Annotated in this window: 26 protein-coding genes and 3 pseudogenes; 17 read left to right on the top strand and 12 right to left on the bottom strand. The window is 58.0% G+C overall.

Annotated elements, in window-relative coordinates; translation table 11 throughout:
• The 5 genes and pseudogenes from AC1DJO_RS28710 to AC1DJO_RS28690 all read left to right on the top strand — a co-directional run.
• The coding region (locus AC1DJO_RS28710) for a type II toxin -antitoxin system TacA 1-like antitoxin (RefSeq protein ID WP_477974005.1) at nucleotides 1–146 on the top strand (146 nt) is incomplete at its 5' end.
• Nucleotides 143–562, top strand: a pseudogene (locus AC1DJO_RS28705) (GNAT family N-acetyltransferase); the annotation flags it as partial. The gene AC1DJO_RS28710 and the pseudogene AC1DJO_RS28705, both read left to right, overlap by 4 nt.
• Nucleotides 563–664: 102 nt before the next feature.
• Nucleotides 665–895, top strand: a complete 231-nt coding sequence (vapB, locus tag AC1DJO_RS28700; RefSeq protein WP_037086583.1) for a type II toxin-antitoxin system VapB family antitoxin — start codon at nucleotides 665–667, stop codon at nucleotides 893–895.
• A complete protein-coding gene (gene vapC / locus AC1DJO_RS28695) occupies nucleotides 895–1,296 on the top strand; it encodes a type II toxin-antitoxin system tRNA(fMet)-specific endonuclease VapC (RefSeq protein ID WP_112444930.1) in 402 nt (133 codons plus the stop codon). Before vapB ends, vapC begins: the two co-directional genes overlap by 1 nt.
• Before the next feature lie 246 nt (nucleotides 1,297–1,542).
• A pseudogene (locus AC1DJO_RS28690) lies at nucleotides 1,543–1,722 on the top strand (putative quinol monooxygenase); the annotation flags it as partial.
• A gap of 77 nt (nucleotides 1,723–1,799) precedes the next feature.
• On the opposite strand, the pseudogene AC1DJO_RS28685 reads toward AC1DJO_RS28690, so the two are convergent.
• Nucleotides 1,800–1,844: pseudogene (locus tag AC1DJO_RS28685) on the bottom strand (hypothetical protein); the annotation flags it as partial.
• A gap of 236 nt (nucleotides 1,845–2,080) precedes the next feature.
• Here AC1DJO_RS28685 and AC1DJO_RS28680 point away from each other — a divergent pair.
• The 3 genes from AC1DJO_RS28680 (at nucleotide 2,081) to AC1DJO_RS28670 (ending at nucleotide 3,369) form a co-directional block, all read left to right on the top strand.
• Nucleotides 2,081–2,215: a hypothetical protein gene (locus AC1DJO_RS28680; protein WP_442208017.1), complete on the top strand. Its 135-nt coding sequence runs from the start codon at nucleotides 2,081–2,083 to the stop codon at nucleotides 2,213–2,215.
• Between the two features lie 480 nt (nucleotides 2,216–2,695).
• The gene (locus AC1DJO_RS28675; RefSeq protein WP_112444963.1) at nucleotides 2,696–2,950 is read left to right on the top strand and encodes a type II toxin-antitoxin system Phd/YefM family antitoxin; all 255 of its coding nucleotides are present in this window, start codon (nucleotides 2,696–2,698) and stop codon (nucleotides 2,948–2,950) included.
• Nucleotides 2,947–3,369, top strand: a complete 423-nt coding sequence (locus tag AC1DJO_RS28670; protein ID WP_112444926.1) for a type II toxin-antitoxin system VapC family toxin — start codon at nucleotides 2,947–2,949, stop codon at nucleotides 3,367–3,369. The genes AC1DJO_RS28675 and AC1DJO_RS28670 overlap by 4 nt, the downstream gene beginning before the upstream one ends.
• Before the next feature lie 457 nt (nucleotides 3,370–3,826).
• Here AC1DJO_RS28670 and AC1DJO_RS28665 read toward each other — a convergent pair whose 3' ends face one another.
• Nucleotides 3,827–4,567 (bottom strand): SDR family NAD(P)-dependent oxidoreductase, encoded by a 741-nt coding sequence (locus AC1DJO_RS28665; RefSeq protein WP_477974002.1) that lies wholly within the window; start codon nucleotides 4,565–4,567, stop codon nucleotides 3,827–3,829.
• Between the two features lie 270 nt (nucleotides 4,568–4,837).
• Here AC1DJO_RS28665 and AC1DJO_RS28660 point away from each other — a divergent pair, with 270 nt between their 5' ends.
• On the top strand, nucleotides 4,838–5,794 hold the full coding sequence (locus tag AC1DJO_RS28660) for a quinone oxidoreductase family protein (RefSeq protein WP_112444962.1): 957 nt from the start codon (nucleotides 4,838–4,840) through the stop codon (nucleotides 5,792–5,794).
• 22 nt (nucleotides 5,795–5,816) lie between these two features.
• Nucleotides 5,817–6,734 (top strand): alpha/beta hydrolase, encoded by a 918-nt coding sequence (locus tag AC1DJO_RS28655; protein ID WP_112539128.1) that lies wholly within the window; start codon nucleotides 5,817–5,819, stop codon nucleotides 6,732–6,734.
• A 14-nt stretch (nucleotides 6,735–6,748) separates the two neighbouring features.
• On the opposite strand, the gene AC1DJO_RS28650 is transcribed toward AC1DJO_RS28655, so the two are convergent.
• Nucleotides 6,749–7,624, bottom strand: coding sequence for a LysR family transcriptional regulator (locus AC1DJO_RS28650; protein ID WP_112444960.1), 876 nt, complete (start codon nucleotides 7,622–7,624; stop codon nucleotides 6,749–6,751).
• 137 nt (nucleotides 7,625–7,761) lie between these two features.
• Between AC1DJO_RS28650 and AC1DJO_RS28645 the strand changes: the two genes are divergently transcribed.
• The 3 genes from AC1DJO_RS28645 (at nucleotide 7,762) to AC1DJO_RS28635 (ending at nucleotide 10,085) form a co-directional block, all read left to right on the top strand.
• A complete protein-coding gene (locus AC1DJO_RS28645) occupies nucleotides 7,762–8,421 on the top strand; it encodes a hydrolase (RefSeq protein ID WP_477974001.1) in 660 nt (219 codons plus the stop codon).
• An 89-nt stretch (nucleotides 8,422–8,510) separates the two neighbouring features.
• Nucleotides 8,511–9,446, top strand: coding sequence for a pirin family protein (locus AC1DJO_RS28640; protein WP_477974000.1), 936 nt, complete (start codon nucleotides 8,511–8,513; stop codon nucleotides 9,444–9,446).
• A 75-nt stretch (nucleotides 9,447–9,521) separates the two neighbouring features.
• Nucleotides 9,522–10,085 carry a hypothetical protein gene (locus AC1DJO_RS28635; protein WP_112539132.1) on the top strand — a complete coding sequence of 188 codons (564 nt, stop codon included), beginning with the start codon at nucleotides 9,522–9,524 and terminating at the stop codon, nucleotides 10,083–10,085.
• A gap of 707 nt (nucleotides 10,086–10,792) precedes the next feature.
• Here AC1DJO_RS28635 and AC1DJO_RS28630 read toward each other — a convergent pair.
• The 3 genes from AC1DJO_RS28630 to AC1DJO_RS28620 form a co-directional block, all read right to left on the bottom strand.
• Nucleotides 10,793–11,374 (bottom strand): DNA-3-methyladenine glycosylase I, encoded by a 582-nt coding sequence (locus AC1DJO_RS28630; protein WP_112444914.1) that lies wholly within the window; start codon nucleotides 11,372–11,374, stop codon nucleotides 10,793–10,795.
• Between the two features lie 131 nt (nucleotides 11,375–11,505).
• Nucleotides 11,506–12,294, bottom strand: coding sequence for an SDR family oxidoreductase (locus AC1DJO_RS28625; RefSeq protein ID WP_112444912.1), 789 nt, complete (start codon nucleotides 12,292–12,294; stop codon nucleotides 11,506–11,508).
• Nucleotides 12,291–12,620 (bottom strand): nuclear transport factor 2 family protein, encoded by a 330-nt coding sequence (locus tag AC1DJO_RS28620; protein WP_477973999.1) that lies wholly within the window; start codon nucleotides 12,618–12,620, stop codon nucleotides 12,291–12,293. Before AC1DJO_RS28620 ends, AC1DJO_RS28625 begins: the two co-directional genes overlap by 4 nt.
• Nucleotides 12,621–12,716: 96 nt before the next feature.
• Between AC1DJO_RS28620 and AC1DJO_RS28615 the strand changes: the two genes are divergently transcribed.
• Nucleotides 12,717–13,628: a LysR family transcriptional regulator gene (locus tag AC1DJO_RS28615; RefSeq protein ID WP_477973998.1), complete on the top strand. Its 912-nt coding sequence runs from the start codon at nucleotides 12,717–12,719 to the stop codon at nucleotides 13,626–13,628.
• 135 nt (nucleotides 13,629–13,763) lie between these two features.
• On the opposite strand, the gene AC1DJO_RS28610 is transcribed toward AC1DJO_RS28615, so the two are convergent.
• Nucleotides 13,764–13,904, bottom strand: a complete 141-nt coding sequence (locus AC1DJO_RS28610; RefSeq protein ID WP_477973997.1) for a hypothetical protein — start codon at nucleotides 13,902–13,904, stop codon at nucleotides 13,764–13,766.
• A 154-nt stretch (nucleotides 13,905–14,058) separates the two neighbouring features.
• Nucleotides 14,059–14,526 (bottom strand): MarR family winged helix-turn-helix transcriptional regulator, encoded by a 468-nt coding sequence (locus tag AC1DJO_RS28605; RefSeq protein WP_442208021.1) that lies wholly within the window; start codon nucleotides 14,524–14,526, stop codon nucleotides 14,059–14,061.
• A 142-nt stretch (nucleotides 14,527–14,668) separates the two neighbouring features.
• Here AC1DJO_RS28605 and AC1DJO_RS28600 point away from each other — a divergent pair, with 142 nt between their 5' ends.
• Both AC1DJO_RS28600 and AC1DJO_RS28595 read left to right on the top strand, forming a co-directional pair.
• The gene (locus AC1DJO_RS28600; protein WP_477973996.1) at nucleotides 14,669–15,460 is read left to right on the top strand and encodes an alpha/beta fold hydrolase; all 792 of its coding nucleotides are present in this window, start codon (nucleotides 14,669–14,671) and stop codon (nucleotides 15,458–15,460) included.
• A gap of 478 nt (nucleotides 15,461–15,938) precedes the next feature.
• Nucleotides 15,939–17,084: an RHE_PE00001 family protein gene (locus AC1DJO_RS28595; protein ID WP_477973995.1), complete on the top strand. Its 1,146-nt coding sequence runs from the start codon at nucleotides 15,939–15,941 to the stop codon at nucleotides 17,082–17,084.
• 29 nt (nucleotides 17,085–17,113) lie between these two features.
• Here AC1DJO_RS28595 and AC1DJO_RS28590 read toward each other — a convergent pair whose 3' ends face one another.
• The 4 genes from AC1DJO_RS28590 to AC1DJO_RS28575 all read right to left on the bottom strand — a co-directional run bounded on the left by AC1DJO_RS28590 (nucleotide 17,114) and on the right by AC1DJO_RS28575 (nucleotide 21,805).
• A complete protein-coding gene (locus tag AC1DJO_RS28590; protein WP_477973994.1) occupies nucleotides 17,114–18,214 on the bottom strand; it encodes a hypothetical protein in 1,101 nt (366 codons plus the stop codon).
• Between the two features lie 173 nt (nucleotides 18,215–18,387).
• Nucleotides 18,388–20,235 carry an AAA family ATPase gene (locus AC1DJO_RS28585; RefSeq protein ID WP_477973993.1) on the bottom strand — a complete coding sequence of 616 codons (1,848 nt, stop codon included), beginning with the start codon at nucleotides 20,233–20,235 and terminating at the stop codon, nucleotides 18,388–18,390.
• On the bottom strand, nucleotides 20,232–20,723 hold the full coding sequence (locus AC1DJO_RS28580; RefSeq protein ID WP_477973992.1) for an ABC-three component system middle component 2: 492 nt from the start codon (nucleotides 20,721–20,723) through the stop codon (nucleotides 20,232–20,234). Before AC1DJO_RS28580 ends, AC1DJO_RS28585 begins: the two co-directional genes overlap by 4 nt.
• Nucleotides 20,711–21,805, bottom strand: a complete 1,095-nt coding sequence (locus AC1DJO_RS28575) for an ABC-three component system protein (RefSeq protein WP_477973991.1) — start codon at nucleotides 21,803–21,805, stop codon at nucleotides 20,711–20,713. Before AC1DJO_RS28575 ends, AC1DJO_RS28580 begins: the two co-directional genes overlap by 13 nt.
• A 342-nt stretch (nucleotides 21,806–22,147) precedes the next feature.
• Between AC1DJO_RS28575 and AC1DJO_RS28570 the strand changes: the two genes are divergently transcribed.
• Entirely contained in the window at nucleotides 22,148–23,437 is a 1,290-nt protein-coding gene (locus AC1DJO_RS28570) for a hypothetical protein (protein ID WP_477973990.1), read from the top strand.
• The last annotated feature ends 6 nt before the right edge of the window (nucleotides 23,438–23,443 follow it).

The following is a 23,443-nucleotide window of genomic DNA, read 5'->3' as shown; positions in this document are numbered from 1 at the left end:
GAGAAGCAGAAGCTATTATCGAGGAAGCGGAAACGATCAGAGTGTCAAAGCGCGATCATCTTCGCATTCTTGAGCTTCTGGAAAATCCGCCCAAACCCAACGCCAAGCTGCGCGCGGCAATCGCCGGTTTGCCTGACAGCCTATGACTTTACCTTCATGGCATGAGGAACCGATTGCCAAGTCTCACCGTCGGGRGGAGTTCGATTGCGGCGACGCTAAGATGAACGAGTTTCTGCTCCGCTTTGCCCRACAAAGCCATGAGCAGAACGCCTCGAAGACCTTCTGTGCTATCGATGATACAGCATCCGACCGCATTCTTGGGTTCTATACAATCGCGCCTTCGGCAGTCGAGCGTGCAACTGTGCCTGATGCAATGACACGCGGTCTTGCCCGCCATGACGTGCCTGGCTTCAAGCTTGCACGACTGGCTACCGACCGCGCGGTTGCCGGGCAGGGACTGGGAGGCCAACTCCTAGCCGCCGCAGCGCTCCGCTGCCTCCGACTTGCAGGAGAGGGCGGGGGACTTGAATACAAACATCCCGAGAAGGACAGCAGGCAGGCCTTCGCATGTGTGTGGCAAACCTAAATTGTATATCCCATTGACATATCCCAGCAAGAAGGCTATTTACATTACGTCGTTATCAAGCAATTCGGAGACGTGCAGATGGAGCAGGGTGCAGTATTCCAGAGCAATCGTAGCCAAGCGATCCGTTTGCCAAAGGCGGTTGCCTTGCCTGATGATGTAAAGCGTGTCGACATCGTTGCGGTGGGACGCACTCGTATCATTGCACCAGCTGGTGAGATCTGGGACAGCTGGTTTGAAGGAGCGGAGGCGACATCCGACTTCATGAGCGAGCGTGATCAACCTGCTTTGCAGGAGCGTGAGGCGTTTTGATGCTGAAGTACATGCTCGATACCAATATCTGCATCTTTACGATCAAAAATCGACCGCAGCAGGTGCGAGACGCATTCAATCGTTCCCATGATCAGCTGTGCATCAGCTCGGTTTGCCTAATGGAATTGATTTACGGAGCGGAAAAGTCAGCCAGTCCTGAAAAGAACCTCTCCGTTGTGGAGGGCTTCGTAGGGCGCCTCGAGGTATTGCCGTACGACGAAATGGCAGCAGGCCATAGCGGTCAACTGCGAGCTGAACTGGCGCGTAGCGGAACTCCGATTGGTCCATATGATCAATTGATTGCGGGACACGCCCGCTCGCGGGGACTGATTATGGTTACCAATAATCGACGGGAATTTGATCGCGTGCCCGGCTTACGAGTGGAAGATTGGACAACTTAGTTTCAAATAATTAATCACATAGCCGGATCTCGCGAATTGCAGTAAGCATTTAACCACCGGGTTTTCGGACCGGATCCCCATCAGGAGCGCGATCCCGTGAGCTTTATTTTCAAATTATTTCCGAGGGGTTCACCATCCTAGATCAACCCCGAGCTTTCCTATGGATTTCTTTATTTGCCCGATCGCGAAACATCCGGCGGCTGAACGTGGTATAGTAGTTTGCGGCGCGATCAGGTGCCCATGGAGATGGCCGTGACCAAATTCGCGCTCTACGTTCCGCTTGAAGCAAAACCCGGCAAGGAACAGGAGGTCGCCGATTTCCTGAGATCAGCCATACCTCTCGTCAACGCGGAGCCGGGCACGATTTCCTCGTATGCGATGCAGGAAGGCCCGAGCTCGTTTGCAATCTTCGATGCGTTCGACGATGGCAAATGAAAGATCAGACAGTCATCCCCGTCAGCCGTTTCTTTCCGCGGCACCACAGCGCGAGGATTGGGTGTTTCTCAACCCGTTAGCCGGCGGAACTCTCCAACATTGGCGAGCTTTGGAGAACCTTAATCGCGTCCTCATTCTGGCAGAGCCTGGTGCCGGTAAGACCTTTGAAGCTCGCCATCAATCGCGCAAGCTCTCTGAAAAGGGCGGGAAGGCTTTAGGTACAGCAGCTCACCCATGACGAACGCGTCAACTGGTTCCCCCATCGCCAGACGGTGAAATCATCGCCTACATTGCATTTCCCCAGGGCACACTGGGTCATCCTGCCTTCAAGGACGTCATCATCAGGACCATGAGCCCCGAAGGCGATAACATCGCCGACATCAACAGCTTCAACGGCGGGCAGGGCAGCATCAACGTGGCATTCTGGTCGCCGGACTCGAAGTCGTTCGCCTACGTTCGATATCCATCCGGCGGATCCAACTAGGGATCCGATTGCGGAACCCGGATCCACGATGGGAATACCACGCTCACGATCACCATAGCCTAAAACCGGCCGTGGTCCGACTCTGCTCAATCGGCGAGCTGATCCTTCTGAGTTTCAACGTGGTCAGCCCGCTGCCGTTTGGGCGCGCGCTGACCTGTTGCGGTGCTAGGATTTGCTCGGCGCCTCAACATCGGAGAACGCCTGCACTGCATCCGGGAGACTAGCGCCTTTGATTTGAACCAGGTATCCAATTCTCAATTCAGTGTACGAAGTAATTGCCACTCGCGCGCCGCGCACCTGCTGAAGATTGTCGATAGAACGTTAGCGGCGGGCCTCTAAGCCACTTCCCATACGCGGTTAGGATCTTTGCTGCCAGCATTTGTGGCAGCAACCGTCCGTGACCGTTTGGGCGGCTTCAAACGACTTGCATCTTGGACCGCGAGACCTTATATGTAGGTACGTTCCTACATGGAGGTTGCTTTGGGCACTATCAGTCTAACTAGTCGTGAATTGAATCACGATGTCAGCCGCGCGAAAAAGGCTGCTGAGGCCGGCCCGGTTGTCATTACAGATCGAGGCAGACCATCGCATGTCTTAATGACGTTCGGCGACTACGAGCGCCTGACCGGCAAGAGCCATAACCTGGTCGATGCGCTCTCGATGCCTGGCTTGTCAAATATTGAGTTTGATCTACCACGGGCGGTCATCACCACTCGAGAGATCGATTTTTCTTGAAGTATCTGCTCGACACTAATGTCATTTCAGAACTGCGCAAAGTCGGCGACGGTAAAGCTGATCCGAATGTGGCGGCCTGGATCAGTGCGCAGGACTCTCGTGACCTCTTTTTATCCGCGATAACAATTCTGGAACTTGAGCGGGGAATACTCAGCATTCAGCGGCGAGATGGGGTACAGGGTTCACGCTTGCGGAAATGGATGGACAGTCGGGTTCGCCCGGAGTTTGCAGAGCGGGTCATATCTGTCGATGATGCCATTGCGACGCGGTGTGCTCACTTACATATTCCGGACCGCCGCAATGAGGCAGATGCGATCATTGCCGCGACGGCGCTTGTTCACGGTTTCGCAGTTGTGACGCGCAATATTCAAGATTTTCAGAGCACTGGCGTTGTCCTCGTGGATCCATGGAGCGCTTGAGCTTCGACACATTGAACGACGCCAACCGTCCTTCGTTTGATCCATCTGATCCCGGCAAATTCTCTCCACGAGGTCCTGTAAAACCTTCACCCTCTCTGTCAGCCAGTGAAGCTCGTCTTTGGTGATCTCGTAGCTTGCGGAATATCGGGCTTCGACATAGGCGCGTGACAACAGCTCGAAACGCCGCCGGGCGATGCGGTTGTCGCGAGGCCAGGCCTCGATCAATCGCGTGTCGATATCCTCGGCTTTTGATTTCAGATTCTTGATGCGATGCAACTTCGGACTTTAAAGCGTCAGGGTCAGCAGTAAACAGTGATATGCTTGCTCTGTCGCTTGATGCGGCATGAACGCCCCATGGCGCGTCTGCAACCTCCAGGTCGGACGCGCTCCCTAGGTCCTCCCGAGCACAGCGAAAGGGGACGGCCCGTCCGTCAGGCCGTCCGTGGATTAAGATGGCTCAGGCGATCGCGCCGCCATCCGCGGTGATAGTCGCGCCCGTAATGACGCTCGCGGCGGAGCTTGCCAGGAAGACAACGGCGTTTGCGATCTCCTTCGGCTCGCCGTAGCGCCCCAGCGACGTCAGGCTTCGCTGGAAGTCTGCTGCCGTGCCGTCGGCCGGATTGGCATCCGTATCCGTCGCCCCAGGCTGCACCAGGTTCACAGTGATGCCGGACGGCCCAAGCTCACGCGAAAGGCCGCGCGTGAAGGACGTGAGCGCCGCCTTCGACATGGCGTAAGGAGTTATACCAGGGAAGGGCACCCGCTCGCCGAGCGCCGAGCCGATCGTGATGATGCGGCCGCCGTTTCCCAAATGCGGGATGACCGCCTTTGCAAACAGCACCGGCGCCCGAACGTTGACGTCCATGAGGGTTTGATATTCATCCAGGTTCAGATCAGCGATGTTTCCCGAATGCCCGATCGCTGCGCTGTTCACGAGGATGTCCAGCCCGCCGAGGGCGGCCACGGCGTCTTCGACAGCCCGCGCGATCGCCTGCGGATCGGCGCTGTCGGCCTGGATGGCGACGGCGCGGCGGCCGCGGCTTTCAACGGAGCGGGCAACCGCCGAAGCCTTCTCGCTCGAACTTTGATAGGTGAACGCCACATCCGCACCGTTCTCCGCAAGCGCTTCAACGATGGCCGCGCCGATGCCGCGCGAGCCGCCCGTGACCAAAGCGCGCTTTCCACTCAAATCGATCATTTGCCTCGATTCCTTTCTTCATTGTCAGTCGGGAAGTCGGGAGAACCGCAGCTATGCGGATGCGCCCGACAGGGTATGCCTCCTATTTTGTGGCCGTGGGGCAGCGCTTGAAGTGACGATGATTGCGACAGCTTGTTGCACGGTGGGGAACGGCGACCGCGTCCGATCCCGCTCGTTGCAGCTCGCGCAACACGACGTTCCCGATGGCGAACCCTTTCTCGGGAGCACAGACAACCTAAATGTCTCTAGAAGTTGAAGAATGGAGTGATGATGAAGGCCGCCGTCTACGACAATCCGGGACCTCCGTCTGTGCTTAAATACGTCGACGTGCCTGATCCCGTCTGCGGGGCGGACGAAGTCCTCATAAGGGTGGAAGCGATCTCCATCGAAGGCGGAGATCTGATCAATCGCAGATCGACGTCACAGGTACCATTGTGGGTGGTCGGATATGCAGCGGCCGGCACGGTCGTGAGCGTGGGCGAGGACGTGACCACCCGTGCCGTTGGCGACAAGGTCGCTGCCTTCAGCATGGAGGGATCGCATGCTGAACTCTGGGCTGTCGCTGCTTCGCGAACGTGGCCGGTTCCCGCGGGACTGGACATGGCAAGGGCCGCCGCGCTGCCCATCTCCTTCGGCTCCGCCTATCACAGCGTGGTCACCCGAGGCGCTGTCGGGATAGGCGAAACGATCCTAATTCACGCTGCGGCCGGTGGCGTAGGGCTCGCGGCGGTACAGCTTGCCAAGCGGGCAGGGGCGACCGTGATTGCCGTCGCAAGCGCGAGCGAAAGGCAGGCCCGTCTAATCGAACTCGGCGCCACCTTCGTCATCGACCGACTCCAGCACGACGTCGTGGAAGAAGCGTGCCGACTGACCAATGGGAAGGGCGTCGACCTGGTGATCGACCCCGTCGGCTCCACATTGCAAGCTTCGCTCTCCGCACTCGCACAGGAAGGGCGTCTCGTCTTCCTTGGCAATGCCGGCGGCGGAAAGCTCGATGTCGATCTATGGCAGCCGATGCAGAACAATCAGACGCTCCACGGGGTATTCATGGGATCCATCTTCGAACGGCCTTCGGTGCACGGCACCGTCGACGATCTCCTTGCCACCGCCGCAGCCGGAAAGATCGACGTCGTGATCGACCGATCTTTCGCGCTTGAAGACGCTGCGCACGCGCACGACTACGCCGAGGCCGCAAAGCCTCTCGGGCGGATCGTGATGACCCCATGAACGATGGAAAGAGGACCACCTTATGATCAAGCGGGTTTCGTTCAGTAACAGAGGGATCGAAGTCGTCGGCAATATCCACTTGCCGACGGACTTCGACGAGGGTGGCGCATATCCCGCGGTTGTCCTTGCGACGCCGGGCAGCAGCGTGAAGGAACAGATCGGCGCGATCTACGCCGAGCGACTCTCCGCAAAGGGCTTCATAGCGCTTACGTTCGACCCGTCATATCAGGGCGAGAGCGGCGGCGAACCGCGTGATCTCGAAGATCCAGCCGTTCGTGTCGAAGACATTCATTGCGCTGTCGATCATCTGGCGACGCTATCCTATGTCAACGATGCGCGGATCGGACTCCTTGGGATCTGCGCAGGTGGCGGCTACGCGATCAAGGCAGCACTGACCGAACGGCGCTTCAAGGCGGTGGGCACGGTCGTCGCCAATGACATCGGCGAAGCGATGCGCCGCCTGCTTCCCGACGCCCGGCAGACGCTCCTGGATGTTGCGGCGGAGCGCACTGCGCAAGCGCGCGGTGCCGCGGCACGGAGAGATCCATGGATTCCTGATAGCCTCGTGGAAGCCGAGGCTGCAGGCATCACTGATCCCGAGCTGCTGGAGGCGGTCACGTTTTATCGAGAGTCGGAGTATCGGCATCCGAATTCGACGAACCGCCTGCTGTTCGTCAGCTATGGCGCCCTGCTGGGTTTCGACGCGTTCAGCCTGCCCGAGCTACTGACCCAGCCGCTGCAGGTGATCGTCGGCGGGCGCCGGGGTCCGACCGGACAATACGAGGCGGGGAGGCGTCTGTTCGACCTTTCTCCGTCGAGGGCGAAGCACTTCTTGGAAGTCGAGGGCGCGGGACACTACGACATGTACTACAAGCCGGAATATGTCGGCCCGGCGACCGCACGGCTGGCCGAGTTCTTTTCAGAACATCTTGCGCCGTAGGATTCGGCGGGCTGCTAGGACGAGCCGGAGTCGTAGCACTCGATCAGCATCTCTGTCAGCACACGCACCTTCTTGGCAGGATGCTGTCCAGGAGGCCTGACCACGAAAATGCCGGCGGTGGGAGGCGGATACTTCGGCATCACTTCGACGAGGGCACCGGAGGCGATGTGTTGGTCCGTAAGACCGTTCGGAAGTCTGGCGATGCCTAGCCCTTCCAGCGCGGCGGCGAGCAATGCTACTCCGTTGTCGGCCTTGAACCGTCCTTGCGGCCGGGTGTTGAGTACCTGGTCGCCATCTGTGACTTGCCAACTCTCAGTTCCCTGCATGAGCGCCTCATGCTTGAGAAGTTCGTCCGGCGTCTCGGGCGAGCCATTCCGGGTGATGTAGTCGGGGCTAGCAACGAATTTCGCGTAGAGTGGTCCAACGCGCCTGGCAACGAGATTGGAATCCGGCAGATATCCGATCCGAATCGCACAGTCGAAACCTTCCGTAATGAGATCGACGAAGCGGTCGGTGTAGCACGAGGTGACCTGAAGATGCGGGTGTCGGCGCGCCATCTGAGACAGGACGGGAGCGAGGTGGGTCGGCCCGAACGACAGTGGGGCGGCGACCCTAATGCGCCCGCGAAGCTCGCCCGCCGGCAATATCGTCTCGCGGGCCGCATCGATCTCCGCCGAAACCCTCGCCGCATAATCTCGGAACGTCGCGCCTTCCTCAGTCAGAGCGATGCCGCGGGTCGTTCGCGCGACGAGCTGAACGCCCAACTCCGCCTCAAGACGAGCGATACGCCGGCTGACCATCGACTTGGAGACGCCAAGCCGTTGAGCGGCGGGTGTCACCCCTCCTGCGTCGGCGACTTCCACGAAGGTCCTGAGATCGTCGATTTCCATCTTGCGTTCCCCTTTCTGCAACACAGCTCGCGTTTTCGAGGCCTACCGCATCAGGGCTGGCACTGACAAGGTTTTCGTGGATCGACGTCCAACGGGCGCGTTCGCATCTTCGACGAACCAACAAACAAGGATGTTTCATGACCTTTCGTAACGGCCTCGCCTCGCTTCTCCGCCCTGAAGATTCGGTTCTCGTCCTCATCGACCATCAGCCGTATCAGCTCGCGAACGTGAACAGCCACGAACCGACGATGGTGGTCAACAACACGGTAGGCCTTGCAAAGGCGGCCAAGGCCTTCGACGTTCCGACCATCCTCACAACGGTAATCGCGGAGCGCGGCGGCAAACTCTTCCCACAGATCGCCGACGTCTTCCCAGGCCAGGAAATCATCGACCGGACGCTTATCAACACCTGGCAGGATGCGAAGGTTGTCGACGTGGTGAAGTCGACCGGTCGCAAGCAACTGGTAATTGCGGGTCTGTGGACAGAGGTGTGCGTTGCTATGCCGGCTATTCAGGCCGCGGGCGAGGGCTGGGATGTCACGGTCATCACGGACGCCTCTGGCGCAGTCTCGCCCGAGGCGCATCAGGTCGCAATCCAGCGTATGATCGCAGCCGGCGCCAACATGATGACCTGGCTCGCGCTCGCAGCCGAATGGCAGCGCGACTGGTCCCGTGCCGAACAGGCTGCAAAGATCACCGACGTCATCGTCCAGCATTCTGGCGGGAGCGGAATCGCATATCTGTGGGAGCAGCAGTTGCTCAACACTGCCGCGCCCAAGGCTGGTGCTGGAGCGTGAGCACGCCTAAAAAGAGGAGCGGGTGCGTCACGCGTCACCGCCTCTCGCTTTGAATGGATGATCATCGGCCGAAGAAGAGGACGAAACACATGAGCTGGAACCCTGCGATCGAACCAGGATGCCCCGATGAGATAGGCGTGGAGGCGATCGAGACCTTAATCGTTCCTCGCGCTCGCGATCTTGGCGGTTTCGAAGTCCGACGGGCGCTGCCCGCACCGAACCGACAGATGGTCGGCCCGTTCATATTCTTCGACCATGCTGGTCCCGCCGAACTCCTGACGGGGCAGGGCGTCGACGTCCGGCCACATCCGCATATCGGTCTCGGCACCGTCACCTATCTGTACCAAGGAGACTTTCATCACCGGGACAGCACCGGTGCCGACCAGATCATCAGGCCGGGCGAGTTGAACTGGATGGTCGCGGGCAAAGGCATATCGCACTCGGAGCGCACGAGCGCGGCGGCAAGGAGCGGACCGAACAGCCTGTTCGGAATACAGACGTGGCTCGCCCTGCCTGACGGCCAGGAGGACGTGGCGCCGTCCTTCGAGCACCACGGCCGGAGCGCGCTTCCGATGATCGAAGACAAAGGCGTCTCGGCGCGGCTGATCCTCGGAAACGCCTATGGCGAGCGCGCTCCCGCTAAGATGTTTTCAGAGACCTTCTACGCCGACGTCAAGCTGGATCCGCTCGCCCGTCTTCCGATGCCAGATGAACACGAAGACCGCGCCATCTACGTCGTTGAAGGTTCGATCTCGGTCGCTGGACAGGAATTCGGCACAATGCAGATGATGGTGTTCCGTCCCGGAGACAGGATAACCGTCGCGGCCGGCGAACGCGGCGCCCGGATTATGATACTCGGTGGCGCAACGTTCTCCGGGCCAAGATACATCTGGTGGAACTTCGTCGCCTCGTCGATGGAACGTATCGAGGAAGCCAAGGCCGAATGGCGAGCCGGAAAGTGGGGCAAGGGCCGTTTCGACCTTCCTGCTGACGACCGGGGTGAGTTCATACCCTTGCCCGATTGATGCTTCATGTAAGCCTGGACGCGAGGGCTGACCCGATGTCATTCAACGAAGAGAGCTAATTCGTGGGAGAGGCTCATGTCGATGACAATAGACGAGGTACATCAGGCAGACGAGAGTTTGTTCCGAGCGGTTGATGAAGCGATCGATCAAGCCGTTCGAGCCGCCGGCGCCGCGCTCCAGTCCCTCGGCGTTTCCGCTGCGCCACACGACTACTTCAGCGATGGAGCGCTTCGCGACCTCTTCATGCGCCTTTGCGGCGCCGATGCCCAAACATTCGAGAATGGCGATCCCGACGTCGCCTGGAAGATTCTCTATGCCGGGCGCAACGTCGCTCGGAGGTGGGAAAGGCAGCAAGGCAGGCCAGTGTCGATGCGACAGAAGAATAAACGCGCAGACGATATCGCGAAGAATCAAAGCGAACGTCAACAGTTGGTTAGATCGGCGGAATGCTTTGCCTTGAGAACCGTCCTTCGTACCTTGATGGAGAAAGCGCGTGCCACCGATCCGCAGATCGACGCTCGGCTACAAGCGACGGTGGATGCCCGTGCGGCCGAACTCGCCGACGGCTCCGAAGCAGAGCGAGCTTTCATCGAAACCGCGCGAAACTACCTAGCGCTCTTCACCAAATCAACCGGCTGACGACCGTCCTTACCGCCGAAGGAAAGAGGCATGACGAGACAATCCTGCTGGCAGTTCCGCCGATAGGGAAATCGCCGACGTCATTGAGCGTGCCGACAAATGGTTGGCCACAGCGATCTTCGCCGCTCTGCAGGATGCGAGATATCAGGCCGCAGAAGACATGGCGGCTATCGGACAAGAGGACGCGACGCCGGCCCCTGAATACTTCGCTGCGCTCGTCCATCAGCGCATGTATTGCGTTGTGTGCGGCGCTGATCCCGCACGTTGGCCGGAGGGGATCCTGAAATGGCTTACCACGTCATTCGCAACAGTCAGAACATTGCCAAACACTATTGGTCGGCGGAGATCGACGTTGATCCTCCGGAATTATAGGTCACGTAGTGACGGGTGAAAAGGTCGTGCCGGTTCAGGCTGGCGTGGGTTACCTTCACGCGCACCCCATCCCTCTTTCACGAGAGGCTGCGGACATTCTCCGACAACCACTGAGGCGAGTGGGTCGTTGAAATTGGCGTCTTTTCCATAGACGGCAAACATCGTTCTTCCCTTCAGCAAGAATTGAAAAGCACGGCGCAGCGCTGGCACGCCAAGCGCCATCGCCCACATGCGCGCAGGAGAAGGGCAGCTCGAGCGCATTTTGGCGCGAGGTTGTTGTCCCCCTCCGATGGAGATTGGCCTCGCACGATGGCGGTTGATGCATGACGATCGTCCTAGCGCCTACATTCAGGCTCTAAGTGACGTCGAAAGCAGCTAATAGAATGATCGTTGACGATGCCGACCGCCTGCATCCATGCGTAGGTGATCGTCGGGCCGACAAACTTGAAACCGCGCCGCTTCAATTCCTTAGAGATCGTCTCGGAGAGGGGCGTGGTCGCGACCCAGCTTTTCCCGTCACCAAGAACAGGAATGCCTTTGGTGAAAGACCAGCAGAATTCCGAGAAGTCCTCGCCGCGACCCCGCATCTCGCAGTAGATCTGTGCGCCCTTGATTGTGGCTTCGATTTTGGCCCGTGCGCGTACGATGCCAGGGTCCGCCATCAAGCGCTGAATATCTCGTTCGTCAAAAGCAGAGACCTTGGCTGGATCAAAATCTGCGAAGGCGGCCCGAAAAGCATCTCGCTTACGAAGGATGATGATCCAGGCAAGTCCGGCCTGGAACCCCTCTAGCATGAGCATTTCCCACAACATCCGCGGATCTCGCTGTGGTACGCCCCATTCGGCATCATGATATCCCCGCATCATCGGGTCATCTTGAGCCCAGCTGCAGCGCTCGCAGGATGAAGTGTCAAGCATTGTTAAAGCTTCCTATTGATCGCCGCCGATCGTTGCCAACTGCTCCAAGCAGCAATCCGTGACGGCTTTCCCATGGTCGAGGAACAGCGAGTTCCCGGCATCCGCTCTTGCGCGAATGCCGGGTCTCACCCTTAGACAGTTCGGATAGTCCCGCCATCGATGACAAACTCGGCGCCGTGGATCGCAGCAGCCCGGTCGGACGCGAGGTAGGCGATAAGGTCGGCCACCTCTTCTGGCTCAGCTCCGCGCCCGATCGAAATCCCGCCCAAGACATCGAGCACGGACTGCCGCGCGTCCTCTATCGTGCCGCCATTGGCCTTCCGCAGCATTTCGAGAAAGTCTCCCGTGGCATCAGTCATGATCCAGCCTGGAGATACGGAGTTGACCCGCACACCCTTGGGACCGAGTTCTTTCGAAATCGACTTGCTGTAGGTCCGCAATGCGGCCTTCGCAGATGCATAGCCGGTCGTGGACTCGGGCAGCGGTAGAACAGACTGAATTGAGGTAACATGGACCACGATACCTTTGCCCCGCTCCAGCATCTGCGGGATCATCAGGCGATCGAGACGGACAGTCGCCAGCAGGTTCAGGTTCAGCTCGGCGAGCCAGTGGTCGTCTGTCAGCGCGGCGAAGCCACCCGCCGGCGAAGCCGATCCGCCAATCACATGGGCAAGGATGTCGATGCCGCCCAGCCGCTCAAGTGCTACCTTTGCTAGCGCTTCGCTTCCCTCCGCAGAGGTCAGGTCCGCCTGGACATATTCAACACCCTCGATAGGATCCTTGATCGTGCGGGCAGCCGTGACGACACGAGCTCCGCCGGCGAGGAACCGCTGAACCGTTGCGCGCCCCAGACCTTTGGTGCCGCCGCTGATGAGGACGCGCTTGCCGGCGAACTCGTTGGGATCTGCCTGAATGCTCATACGGTGGTCTCCAGAACTTTGATGGCGTCATTTGCCAGCGTGAAACGATAGGTGAAGCGCAGAGGGCTGCCGGGGAACTCACCATGAGCGGGGCCTTCAAGCACCACCATGCCGTCTTCTTCCCGAGACGTATCGGGCTCGAAGATCGCCTTTACCGCGATCGCTTCGTCCCTGAGTAGCTTGCGGATTTCAGCTGGCCCCTCGTACCGCTTGCCGTTGTCGATAAAGACGGCATCATTCGTGAAGTGCCTCATCATGCCCTCAAGATCGAGGTGGGCATTCGCCTTGATATAGGCGGCGATCGGCTTGGGTAGGTTCAGTGACATGTTCATCTCCTGAGTGGTGATGACGCCAATTTAGCGTTGGACTTTTCGCCTGATAAGCAAGATAAATCGCCATGGGGCATCACGAAAAGCGGGACAATGACGCGCCACTCATTGATCGAACTTGAGGCAGTTCTCGCTATCGTCCGATGCGGCTCTTTTCGCGCGGCGGCAACCGATCTTGGCATGTCGACCACGGCCATCAGCAATGCGGTGGGCAAGCTAGAGCGTCAGCTTGACGTGCGATTATTCAATCGTACGACGCGGAGCGTCTCACTCACCTATGCAGGGCGGATATTCGTTGCACAGGTTAAACCATCGCTTGAGGGTATCCAGAAAGCCATGAATACCGCGCGATCGCAGCAGGAGACGCCTTCTGGCATACTGCGGATCAATGCATTCGCCACGGCGGCGCGTGAAATTATGGCGCCGCTGGTTTTGAGCTATTTGCAGCGCTATCCGCAGGTTCATATCGATATCGTCACGGAAGGGCGGCTCGTCGACGTCGTGGCGGCGGGCTTTGATCTGGGAGTGCGCAGCGCGGATTTTGTGCCAAGCGACGCGATCGCCATTCCGCTTGGCAAGATGAGGCGCATGGCGATTGCCGCGTCACCCGCCTTTTTCGAAGACAGGGCTGTCCCGCGAGTGCCGCAGGAACTGCTCTCCTATCCTTGCGTTCGCGGACGGCTTCCAGACGGCACATTGCTCCGGTGGCGGTTCGAAAAGGATGGCGAAGAACTGCAGCTCGACGTCGAGGGGCCAATCACTCTTGACGAAGCATCCCTGGCGCGGATCGCGGTGACGAACGGCGTGGGGATCGGCTATTTCATGGAAGCCGATGTGCGCGATGACTTCGCTGCAGGACGGCTTGTGCGCATTCTCGACGACTGGACTCCACCGCTTGCGCCGTTGTGCCTCTATTACTACAATCGGCGCAATTCCTCAGCGGCCTTTCAGGCCTTTATCGCGGTTGCGCGCGACTTCGCAGCCGGACGGCTTTCACCACCCTAAGGGGCTGCTTGGCGTCAGCGACGCCGCGCTTACGGCGTGTTGAACAGTGCCGATCAGATCGTGAAAGCGGACCCCGACCAGTCGGGGCGAGGCTGATTAGTTAGCAGTACATTGGGCTCAAAAACACGGCCTACGTCAGTCGTTCAGTTCCGTTTTAGAGATCTCAACTGCGAAGGGGTCATTGTTCGGATCGCCACTCCAGATATAGTCAGCACCTTTGGCGCAACGCTCGGCGGCCTCACGCCCGTAGACCTTCTCGACGACCGCGAGAGACATATCGGTGCCTGCGGATACGCCCGATGATGTGATGTAGTCTCCGTCTTCGACCGATCCTGCGCGGCCTACCCATTCTACTTTGCCACTTTGACTTGTGGCCCATGGCCGGATGAAGGTTTCTGGACGGCAGTCTTGCTAAAGTAGACCGCTGGGGTCAGGCGGGCGCATCCCATCCGCCAATTTGCAGATAAATAGCGTCGCGCAGATGTCGCACGTCGCGGTTCAGAGCGGCGAGTTGGGCGGGTGTTTGGGTCGAGGCTGCAAGCAAAGCGTCGCTCAGGCAGCCTGCCTTGTGTTGCAAGGCGTAACCCTGATCAGTCAGCGTGACCAGGACCTGCCTTTCGTTGCTGAGATTTCGTGCCCGTCGCACCAGTCCGGCAATTTCGAGACGCTTCAAAAGTGGCGTCAAGGTACTGGAATCCAAAGCAAGCTGATCAGCGATCGATATGACCGTCTGCTCGTCTTGGGCCCACAGGACGTTCAGAACGAGATATTGGGGGTATGTCAACCCAAGCTCGTCGAGGAGCGGTTTGTAGGCGCGCTGGATCGCGATACCCGCTGTGTAAATCGCATAGCACAGCTGGTCGCGCAGGGGCGGGGGATCATTGTGGCGTTGAGACATTTCGAACTCCTATGACACCCTTATAACCTAACTTATCGCAAAAACCAATATCGCGATAAGAAAAGTGTTGACGGACATCATCAGATATGAAAGCTTATAGTTATCGCGATAATGCTTATCGCTAAAAGAGAAGGAGAAAGCCATGGCAGACAAGACAATCACTAGCGTTGCCGCAATTGCAGCCGCAGCCTCCATTTTGGCCTCGTTGCCGGCAGCCGCTGATACATTACCGCAAGACCAGAAGGTCAAGAACGTCGTCCTGGTCCACGGCGCATTTGCCGATGGTTCAGGCTGGAAGGGTGTTTACGACAACCTCACAAAGCGCGGATATCGCGTCACGATCGTGCAGAACCCTCTGACATCACTGGCAGACGATGTTGCCGCTACCAAGCGTGCGCTCGAGCGCCAGAATGGTCCGGTTATTCTCGTCGGTCATTCCTGGGGTGGCACGGTCATCACGGAAGCCGGGAGCGATGAGAAGGTTTCCGGCCTTGTTTATGTTTCCGCGCTCTCACCCGACGCCGGGGAGACAACGGCGCAGCAGTATGAAGGGTTTGCACCCGCATCTGAATTTGTTCTTGAGACCACCAAGGACGGTTTCGGCTATGTCAGTCCGGCAAAGTTCAAGGCCGGTTTCGCGCATGACGTCAGCGATGATGAGGCGGCGTTCATGAGCGCTTCGCAGGTGCCGATCAACATGTCGGCGTTCGCCACGAAGCTCGAACATGCGGCCTGGCGCACAAAGCCCAGCTGGGCTGTTATCGCAACCGAAGACAAGGCCTTCGATCAGGCCATGCTGATCCATATGGCTGAGCGCATCAACGCTAAGATCACCAAGGTTTCGGCAAGCCATGCGCTGTTCATGACTCAGCCGGTCGTCATCGCAGATACCATCGATCAGGCCGCGAAGGCTGTCTCTGCCAAAACGAAGTGACCAAACAAAGCCTCGGCAGGAAACAACCAGTTGCAAGCGTGTTTTATAGGGTAGATGCAGCCCCGCCAGACTCGAAATGCGATCTCGAACGGGCATCTGGCCGTAACCAGCGTGAAACGCGCCCTGGCGGCCATCTGTGGCGGAAATGCCTGAAAATAAGGAGATCGGAGGAGGGGAGGGGCAAGAACGGTCGGCTGAGCAGAACAATGATGAGGGAAGTCGCATCATGGCCGAATGCCAGGACCGCCGAGCGGCCCGCGGAGCAGCTACCGTTCCACCGATCCAAGCCGAAATCTGCCAAGAAGACCGGAAAACCAGGCGTTTCCGGTCATCCAGGGCGACCGACAGCATGATTTGCGGGTCATATCAATCTACCATCGATAACAGATAGTTATCGATGATTATAACTCTAGCCCGCAGAACCATCTGGTGACGGACACAAACTACCCACTGGTGTCTGTTTAGCGAATCATTTACCATGATTTCAATGTCTTACGATTTGTCAAAATTGCCCATCTCAAGCCTGCTGCGGCCGATTTCGGACGCGGGGTCGGCGTTGGCCCGTCTCGATGAGCGCATTGCCCGTTCTCCCGTTGGCGACGGCTGGATCGAGCGGACGCATTTCGCCGACGCCTGCGCCTCGCTGTGGATCGACGGCGAACTCGTGCATCTCGAGGATCTGGTGCTGCACGACGCCACCAAGGATATTCGCACGCCGACCCACGAACTGACCATCGCCCGCGACGTTCTGAAAACTCGCCGGCGCATCGCGGCGCAGACACCCGGCTGGGCGCTGTCGCCGGACGGTCTCCGCAGCCTGCGGGGCCAAGCGACGACGGTGGCATTGAATGGTGTCGCTGCGAGCGGCGATGACGAGCCGGCCGCCGACGGTCTGGTCGAAGGCGGGGAGGGGGAGAACGGCGATGGCGATGACACTCGGTCGGACAACGAATTCGCGGCCATCGATGCCGTGCTCGCCCGATCGACTGCGGCCATCGAACAGGCGAAGCAGCCTGGCCCCGCCTTAAGCGCGAGGGCCCGGGAAAAAGATCCGCTGGTTTACGATCTCGACTGGGATGAGGACGAGCGGCTTGAAGAGTGGCGCCGCGTATTGCAGCAGACGCAAGAGCTACCCGCAGTGCTGCAGGCGATGCTTGCCCTCGATGCCTGGAATCAATTGTCGGTGCTGCAGCATGCGCCCTGGCTTGGAAGGCTGCTTTCAGCATCGATCATGCGCCAGGCCGGGCTGACGACGGCGGGGCATCTGCCCACCTTCAATCTCGGCCTGAAAACCATCCCCGTTGATCGCCGCTGGCATCGCGACCGGGAGGCCCGGCTCCTCGCGATTGCGCATGGTATCCTGGCGGCCGCCGATCTCGGTCTGAAAGAGCATGACCGGCTGGCGTTGGCGCGAAAGATGATGGAGCGCCGACTGATCGGGAAACGCGCTTCGTCAAAACTGCCCGAGTTGATCGGTTTGGTGATCTCGCGGCCGCTGGTGTCGGCCGGAATGATCGCGAAAGAGCTTGCCGTCACGCCGCGGGCGGCGCTGCGGATTGTGGAGGATCTGGGGCTCAGGGAGATGACCGGGAGGGGGAGGTTTCGGGCATGGGGAATTATTTGAAGGGGCCGCACCTTGCGACGCTGAATCCACTAGCTAGTCGATTCACCTCCAAATAGAGCCTGTCCCCGGCGAAAGTTCATCATGATCTCGACGCAGAGCAATACAACGATCTGCATAAAGATACGCGCGCACCGATCAAGATAGGTCACGTAGGTCATGGACTGTTCCTCCCCGGTGCCCCCCTTACCAGCGCGGTATAGAACGGTGTGACGATCCGCGGAAAGCTTGATCCCTCGATGGTGCGAAGCATTTCGGATTTGGTTGTCGATTTCGACGCAGAGGTCCGTGAAGGCCGCGTTTCCGGCGAAGGGATTGAACTTGCTCGCGTTGTCGAGTTCCCGATATTTCTTCAAGGTGAGCCGTTCTCCCTGGTCGTATTCGCGACCGGCGTCCAGGTTGTTGAGCATCGTGAAAAGCTCGACCAGACCGGCGAAAGTCTCAAACGCATCTCCGTAGAAGGTCTTCACATTCTCGAAATTCGTGGAGCCGGCGGCTGCGTCTTCTGGCGGTGGGGCGCCCAGTCGAACGCGATAGAGCACTTGGGAAAACTCAGAGTAGTTCCGGAAGAAGTCGGTCACAATCGCGAAATATGCGTCTCGTCTAGCGGTTCTAAGATCGGCAAAATAGTGCTTCATCATGCCGGTCGTATCTTTACTTTCAATGATGCGTTCAGCTTCCTTGCTGATTTTTTCAAAGAGCTTGTCATTGTCCGGGCCGACGAGTCTTCGTAGAAATCGAATCAGCCAATCGTCCAGACTATCTAGCCTTTCGCCTTCGTAAAACAGCGCACTACTGGTGTCGATCTCGCGCCTTGAAAGCTTCGATTTGCCTCGTGTTTCGAGTCCGATCGCCTTTTTCAGGTGCGTCCACTCCGTCGGAAACGTCGGCCCTCGTTCGCGCGAAGCTCGGGCCATTTGATCGAGCGACACGCCGCGCGCCTCCATCGCCTTCACCATAGTTCTCATCTGCTCAAGGCGGGGAAACGAGAGCGGCGAATTGGCCTGATCTTTTGGAATCACAAAGTTGGGGTCCAGATTGACAACAAGCGCCTCGGCATCTTCGTCGCAAAATGCGGCGTTCTCGGAACACGAGAATGCGCCTTCGCCGCTTCCAGTCCCAAGGGTAAGCACGACCTCAAGTTCCTCTCCGCAATTCCTGCACGCAACGTGATGCGGCTGTCGCTTTGCGTCGCCGATGGCTATCCGCAACATGTGGACTTGATCGCATGTCAGGCATCGGAGATAGTTTCGGATGATCACAACGATTTACTCACTTGTGGCATGCTTCGAATGCAGAGAATTGGTTACCGAGGGAACAGGCCGAAGCGACCTTCATCAACCATCCCGGAAAAATGAATCACTCGATCACCGAGTTCGACGTCTGACGGTGGATCCATGTTCTCAACGATGATCGCCTGTCTATTGTCTTCGAGCCCGAGAAGATATCGGTAGAAGTTTCCGTTCAGGTTAGTATCGCTCAAATCGTCATCGGCTCCCTCCGGCTCGCGATAGGAAAGCAGCGGGGAATCAAGCACGACGATCCCCGGATGGGCCAGATCGTTGTCGGCGCAATATTGCAGCAGCGAGATTGTGAAAGCCGATTGCGTGATTGCTCTCAGCCCTTTTCCATAAGAGGTTCGGGGCTTGCCCGAAATGACCAGGTCTTTTGTAGTCGTGTCGAAGTGGACGCGGTCCACACCAGGAAACCCCCATTGGCGGAGGACACTTTCGACCAGTTCAGCGAACGGGGCAACGATGGTGCTCGTTAGACGAGTGCTCGAAGCGGCATCGTTTGAGCCCCCGTCGTTCTGCCGCTCCAGGGCGGCTTTACGGTTGGTCAACTCATTCAGATTGCTAAAAAGCCCGAGTGCTTGGCGAACATTTGCTCCTTTGTCAGCCAGCTCTTTGTAGGTTGCGCGTTGTTTCCGCAGGTCCGGTGAGACGACTGTCTCGATCTCGATCGAGAGTTCTCTCAGGGAATTTTTCATGTTGGGAAGCGATTTCTCGATGGACTGCGCCTCTGTCTTGAGGGCGGTCATCGTCGTCATCAGCTCCGATTGTCGCGCTTCGATCTTCTGCATCTCTGCTTCGGCAGCCAGGACGGTCACCGCAACATCGCCGTGGCAGACGGCGCTGGAATCATGATGATCGGGCAAGGCGCCGCAGGTCGGGCAAACCTCCTGTTCGAGGACCGAGAAAAAGCTTCCCGCCTCCCGGATGCCCACCAAACGCTCATAGTCCGAACCGTAGTGTTGCCGCAGAAGATTGAAACGCTCGAGGAGGGTGGCAATTTCCGTATATCGCTCGTTGGTCGCTTCGAGCTTTTGAATAATCGTCCGCCTCTTGGTCGAGATCTTTTTGAACTTTTCCTCGGTGAACGAGAGCTGCTCGACGCGATTGTCCATCGCCTTCGTGAGCCGGTCCTCTTGATCGGACAGTTCATCTCGCGAGCCGGATATCGACGTGATGCGCTTTTGAGCTTCCGCGATCAGCTGATCGAGAAGATCGATCTGCGCCAAACGTTTCTGCTCCTCGGACGAGGTGCTTTGGCGCGATAGAAGGGCGGTGTCATCGACACCGGTCAGAAGCATTGTGAATACGGAGGTGTTAGCAGTATTTGCGGTATAATTTCCGTCCGACAACGGGGAACGCTTCTGAATTATTTCCTCTTCGTTGACGATCGCCAGTCTCGCGAGGTTTCGGAAGCTCAAGGCTTGGGTGTCATCTTTCGCATTCTTTTTGATTCTCTTACCCGCCAGGCCGATTTTTGATAGGAGGAAAGAAGAGAGGTTCGATTCATCGCGTTCGTTGTGGATCTCTCCAAGGGAACTGCCGGCTGTATCCGGGATCGACGTGTGCAAACCATCGAACGCCTGGAATTGTCCGCCAGCCATGCTTCTTAGCAGCGTCGTTTCCGATCCGTCGTCGAAAGCGATCGCGAGCAACACGCGCTCATAGCCTTTTGCCTCCGGAATATCGGGGAGGGGACCTTTGCCGCCAAGCATGAAATCTATTGCTTCGACGATATACGACTTTCCGGTGTCGGATGCTCCATAGACGACGTTGAGGCCCGACTGGAACGAGACGATTGCCGGCTTTCTGTCCTTGCCGTGAAAGGAGAGGTGACGGATCTGGAAGCCTGAATATGTCATGATGCTGGTCCCGATGCTTCGTCTTGAAACTCAGATACCCAGTTCGAGAGGAGATTTCGCATCAGATCGTCAAACCCCTCGTCGCTGTAATTCTCGAAATAGCCTGCTAGCCATTGGGCGCGCTCATACAATTGTTGCAGGTACGGCGTCTGCAGCGCGGTGACAAAGAACTCCGCATTATCTCCCGCCTGAAACAGAATGCCGCTTTCGTCCACAATCTGCTCAACCAGGCCCCGGGACATCATCAAGGCAACAGCGGATTGGACGGACTTTCTTCGAACCTGCGTGACAGGCGACATGATCGGGGTCGGCGGATGCAAATCCGCGGGACCATCTAGTACGCTGGTTCTCACGACAAGGTAGTCCATGGCGGTCAGCCGATTCAAATCTACTGCCCGCGGAAAATGCGCGTGCAGCACAAAGACCGCCCTCACGCCGGTTTCGAGCGGACCATTGAATGCGGAGGCAGAGGGCACTAGCGTCGCCATGTCAGCTTCCCATCGTTCGCGAGCTGGTGACAAATTCCCCGGCGATCCTTCGGCAGAGCGCTTTTGTTCAGCGGGTGCGCATCGAGAGCCATAGATTGCGCCTTTTCGGTCACGGCAATGACCCTCGCAAAACCGTCAGGGTGCTCGCCATCATAGGTGTCAAGGACACCGTCTAAAATCTCGGCCTGCAATCCCTCGAAGGTGCCTGCCTCTACCTTCTCCCGCACGAACACCCGCAGTGACTCGGCATGGTAAAATGCCTCGCGGGATCGCTGGAAGTGCGTCTTGAGGTTGGCGAACTTGTCGAGATGCGAGACTGCGGTAACCGTCTCACCCTTATGCTCTGCGTAGGCATCAAGCAGCTTGCTCGTGTAGGTCACCTCAGCTTCTTCGACCTCGACCGGAACGGCGTCTGGTTGAGGGCGGGAGGGCAGTCCACCGCCGAACCGTCCACGATGGTAAGGCGTTTTGGAATGGCCCTCGATGATTGTTCGTGGCTGTTCAGCCGAAAAGATCCGGAAGTCGAAACCTCTGACATAGTCGAGAAATCTCCCTTCCAGTTTGATCGAATCGGTTGAGGTGATTTTTCCGGCGATGGATTTGTCCCAGTCCGCAATCACCTTCGTTTTCAATTTATCCGCGTTGGTAAGTAACAGGGACAGCGATGTCGAGGCGCCTTTTGGCGCAATAAAGCGGCATGCTCTCGGGGCTTTGTATTCGCCTAAAAACGAATACCAGAGCATTTTGCCGATTTCCGGAGCGGCCACGCTAAAATTCAGCGGGGCGTTATAGTGCTTGCACTGATGATTGTCCCAAGTGCCGAGCAGCTTGTCACCGTCGCAAAAGCCAGCGATGTCGATGCCTTTATCGCCAGCGCCGGTTGGACGCATAACGTTGATATATGCAGATTTAAGCGAATGTACCCACTCGTCGATAAACGTTTCCCACTCGCTGGCCTCGTAGATCTGAATGATCTTGAGAGGATCAATTCTTGGACCGTTCTCAAATTCCTGCGCCAGCAGGATCCTCGCCGACGGCAGGTCTTTCACCGCGTCCTGTAAAGAAATCAACGTAGCCTGCATTTCAGCCTTGCAATCGGAGCAAAATCAAAAATCAACTGAGGATCTTACTCATATCAGCGGCAATGGTTCATGCAACCCCAAGTACGTCACTTCGTGTTCGTGGCTGCCTCTTTCCACCTACATTTTCTCACTATAAATTTAGACTTAGTGTCTCCACGATCCGCGAGCGCATGTCGTTGTGGTAGGAGCTGCTGAAATGTAATTTGTCTCGGACCTGAGCTCGAGATCTGTTACCGAGGCTCGTGTCGAGGGGGCCGTGGGAATGAGGCACATCGGAGAGGTCGACAGTGCCGGCGATCTTGATCGGATAGAAATTCTCCAACCAATGGGATCCGGACGGCATTGAGCGATTTTAAAAGTTTCATGGCGAGCGACGCAGGCGCGTCCGCCCGATATCAAGCAAGACGCGGGCGGCGAATCCACATCAGCATCGATGATATCGAGCCGCAGTCGAAAAAAATGTCACTCGCCGATCGAGCGGCCTTTCAGACGGCGGTTGCCGAAGATCTCACGTCGATCAAACGCAGCACGTTCAGGGGTGACATAGCGCTCAAGCTCGACTTGGCAACGGCCAGCAAGTCCCCGCCGCATGCACATACGATCGCCAAAAACCTCCTGGACCTTCTTGGCCCTCGAATGACCGGCGTAAATTGGCCGAAAAAGAGCCTTCTGTATGCCGATGACAGTCAAATCCAGGCGCTATCGGTGTCCTGTCGCCACGGCGAAGATCACCCCAGCATACGCATAGAGGCCAGGCCCTTTCCCGCCATGCTCGATGATCTGGAACTCGCGGGCGTTGCCTTGCGAGCCGTGGAAAGCATGGAAACCCACTACGAACGGGAGCGCGAAGGTGAGTGGGTCGACACATTTCGCGAGCTCATCCGAGACGAGGAAGCACAACGCAAATCCCTCGGCGACAAGATGTACGAGGCGTATCGGCAGATGGTGCGTTGGAGCGCGCAGCGCGCACTCCTCGGCCGCAGCGGCGTCGATATCCCTGTCTTAGGGTGGATGTATGGCCTCCCACGAGGCCTTCCGACTGGGTTCGACAAGACGATGTGGGCTGGGTTGGTTGGCGAATCCAAGCTTCGGCTTCAGGTCGGCGAACTGCCAATTGCGAGCGGCGGCTCATCAGCTTTCAGGCAGAATGTGTCAGACGAAATCGCCGCATTCAAGAAACGCTGGGACTGGATCATCAGTCCTCTCGTGGTCGCTGTGGCGCTGGAAGTCGTTGTGCGACCAAACCCTAAGACCCCGGCAGCGGTTCTTCATGACCTCGACAACATCGTGCGAGATTACCTCATCCCCGGCATTGTTCCCGCCTTCGGCACGGTGTCCGATCAGCGATGGACGATCGACTTTGCTGAACTGCGCGCACGCGACCCGAAGCTTGCCGATGCGTGGGGGCCAAACCCGACACCACCGGTCGGAACGAGGAACGGCGTTACGCGGTACGAGGTCTGGCGCTTGCCGGCTGTTGAGGGCGAACCGGGTTTCGTCAGCGTCGCCCTTGTCGCCGATATCGACGCCAAGGGCGACCTGATGCAGCAGATGGACGAGCGCATTGGCGAATGGCGCGACACTTTGTCGGATGACGGCCGCCATCCCTGGCAAGGACGGCGGCGCTGGTGATTTCCT

This window comes from Rhizobium sp. 05N430, from assembly GCF_056396985.1.
The sequence above is the reverse complement of the archived record's forward strand: the minus strand, read 5'-3'. Positions and strand labels throughout refer to the sequence as shown.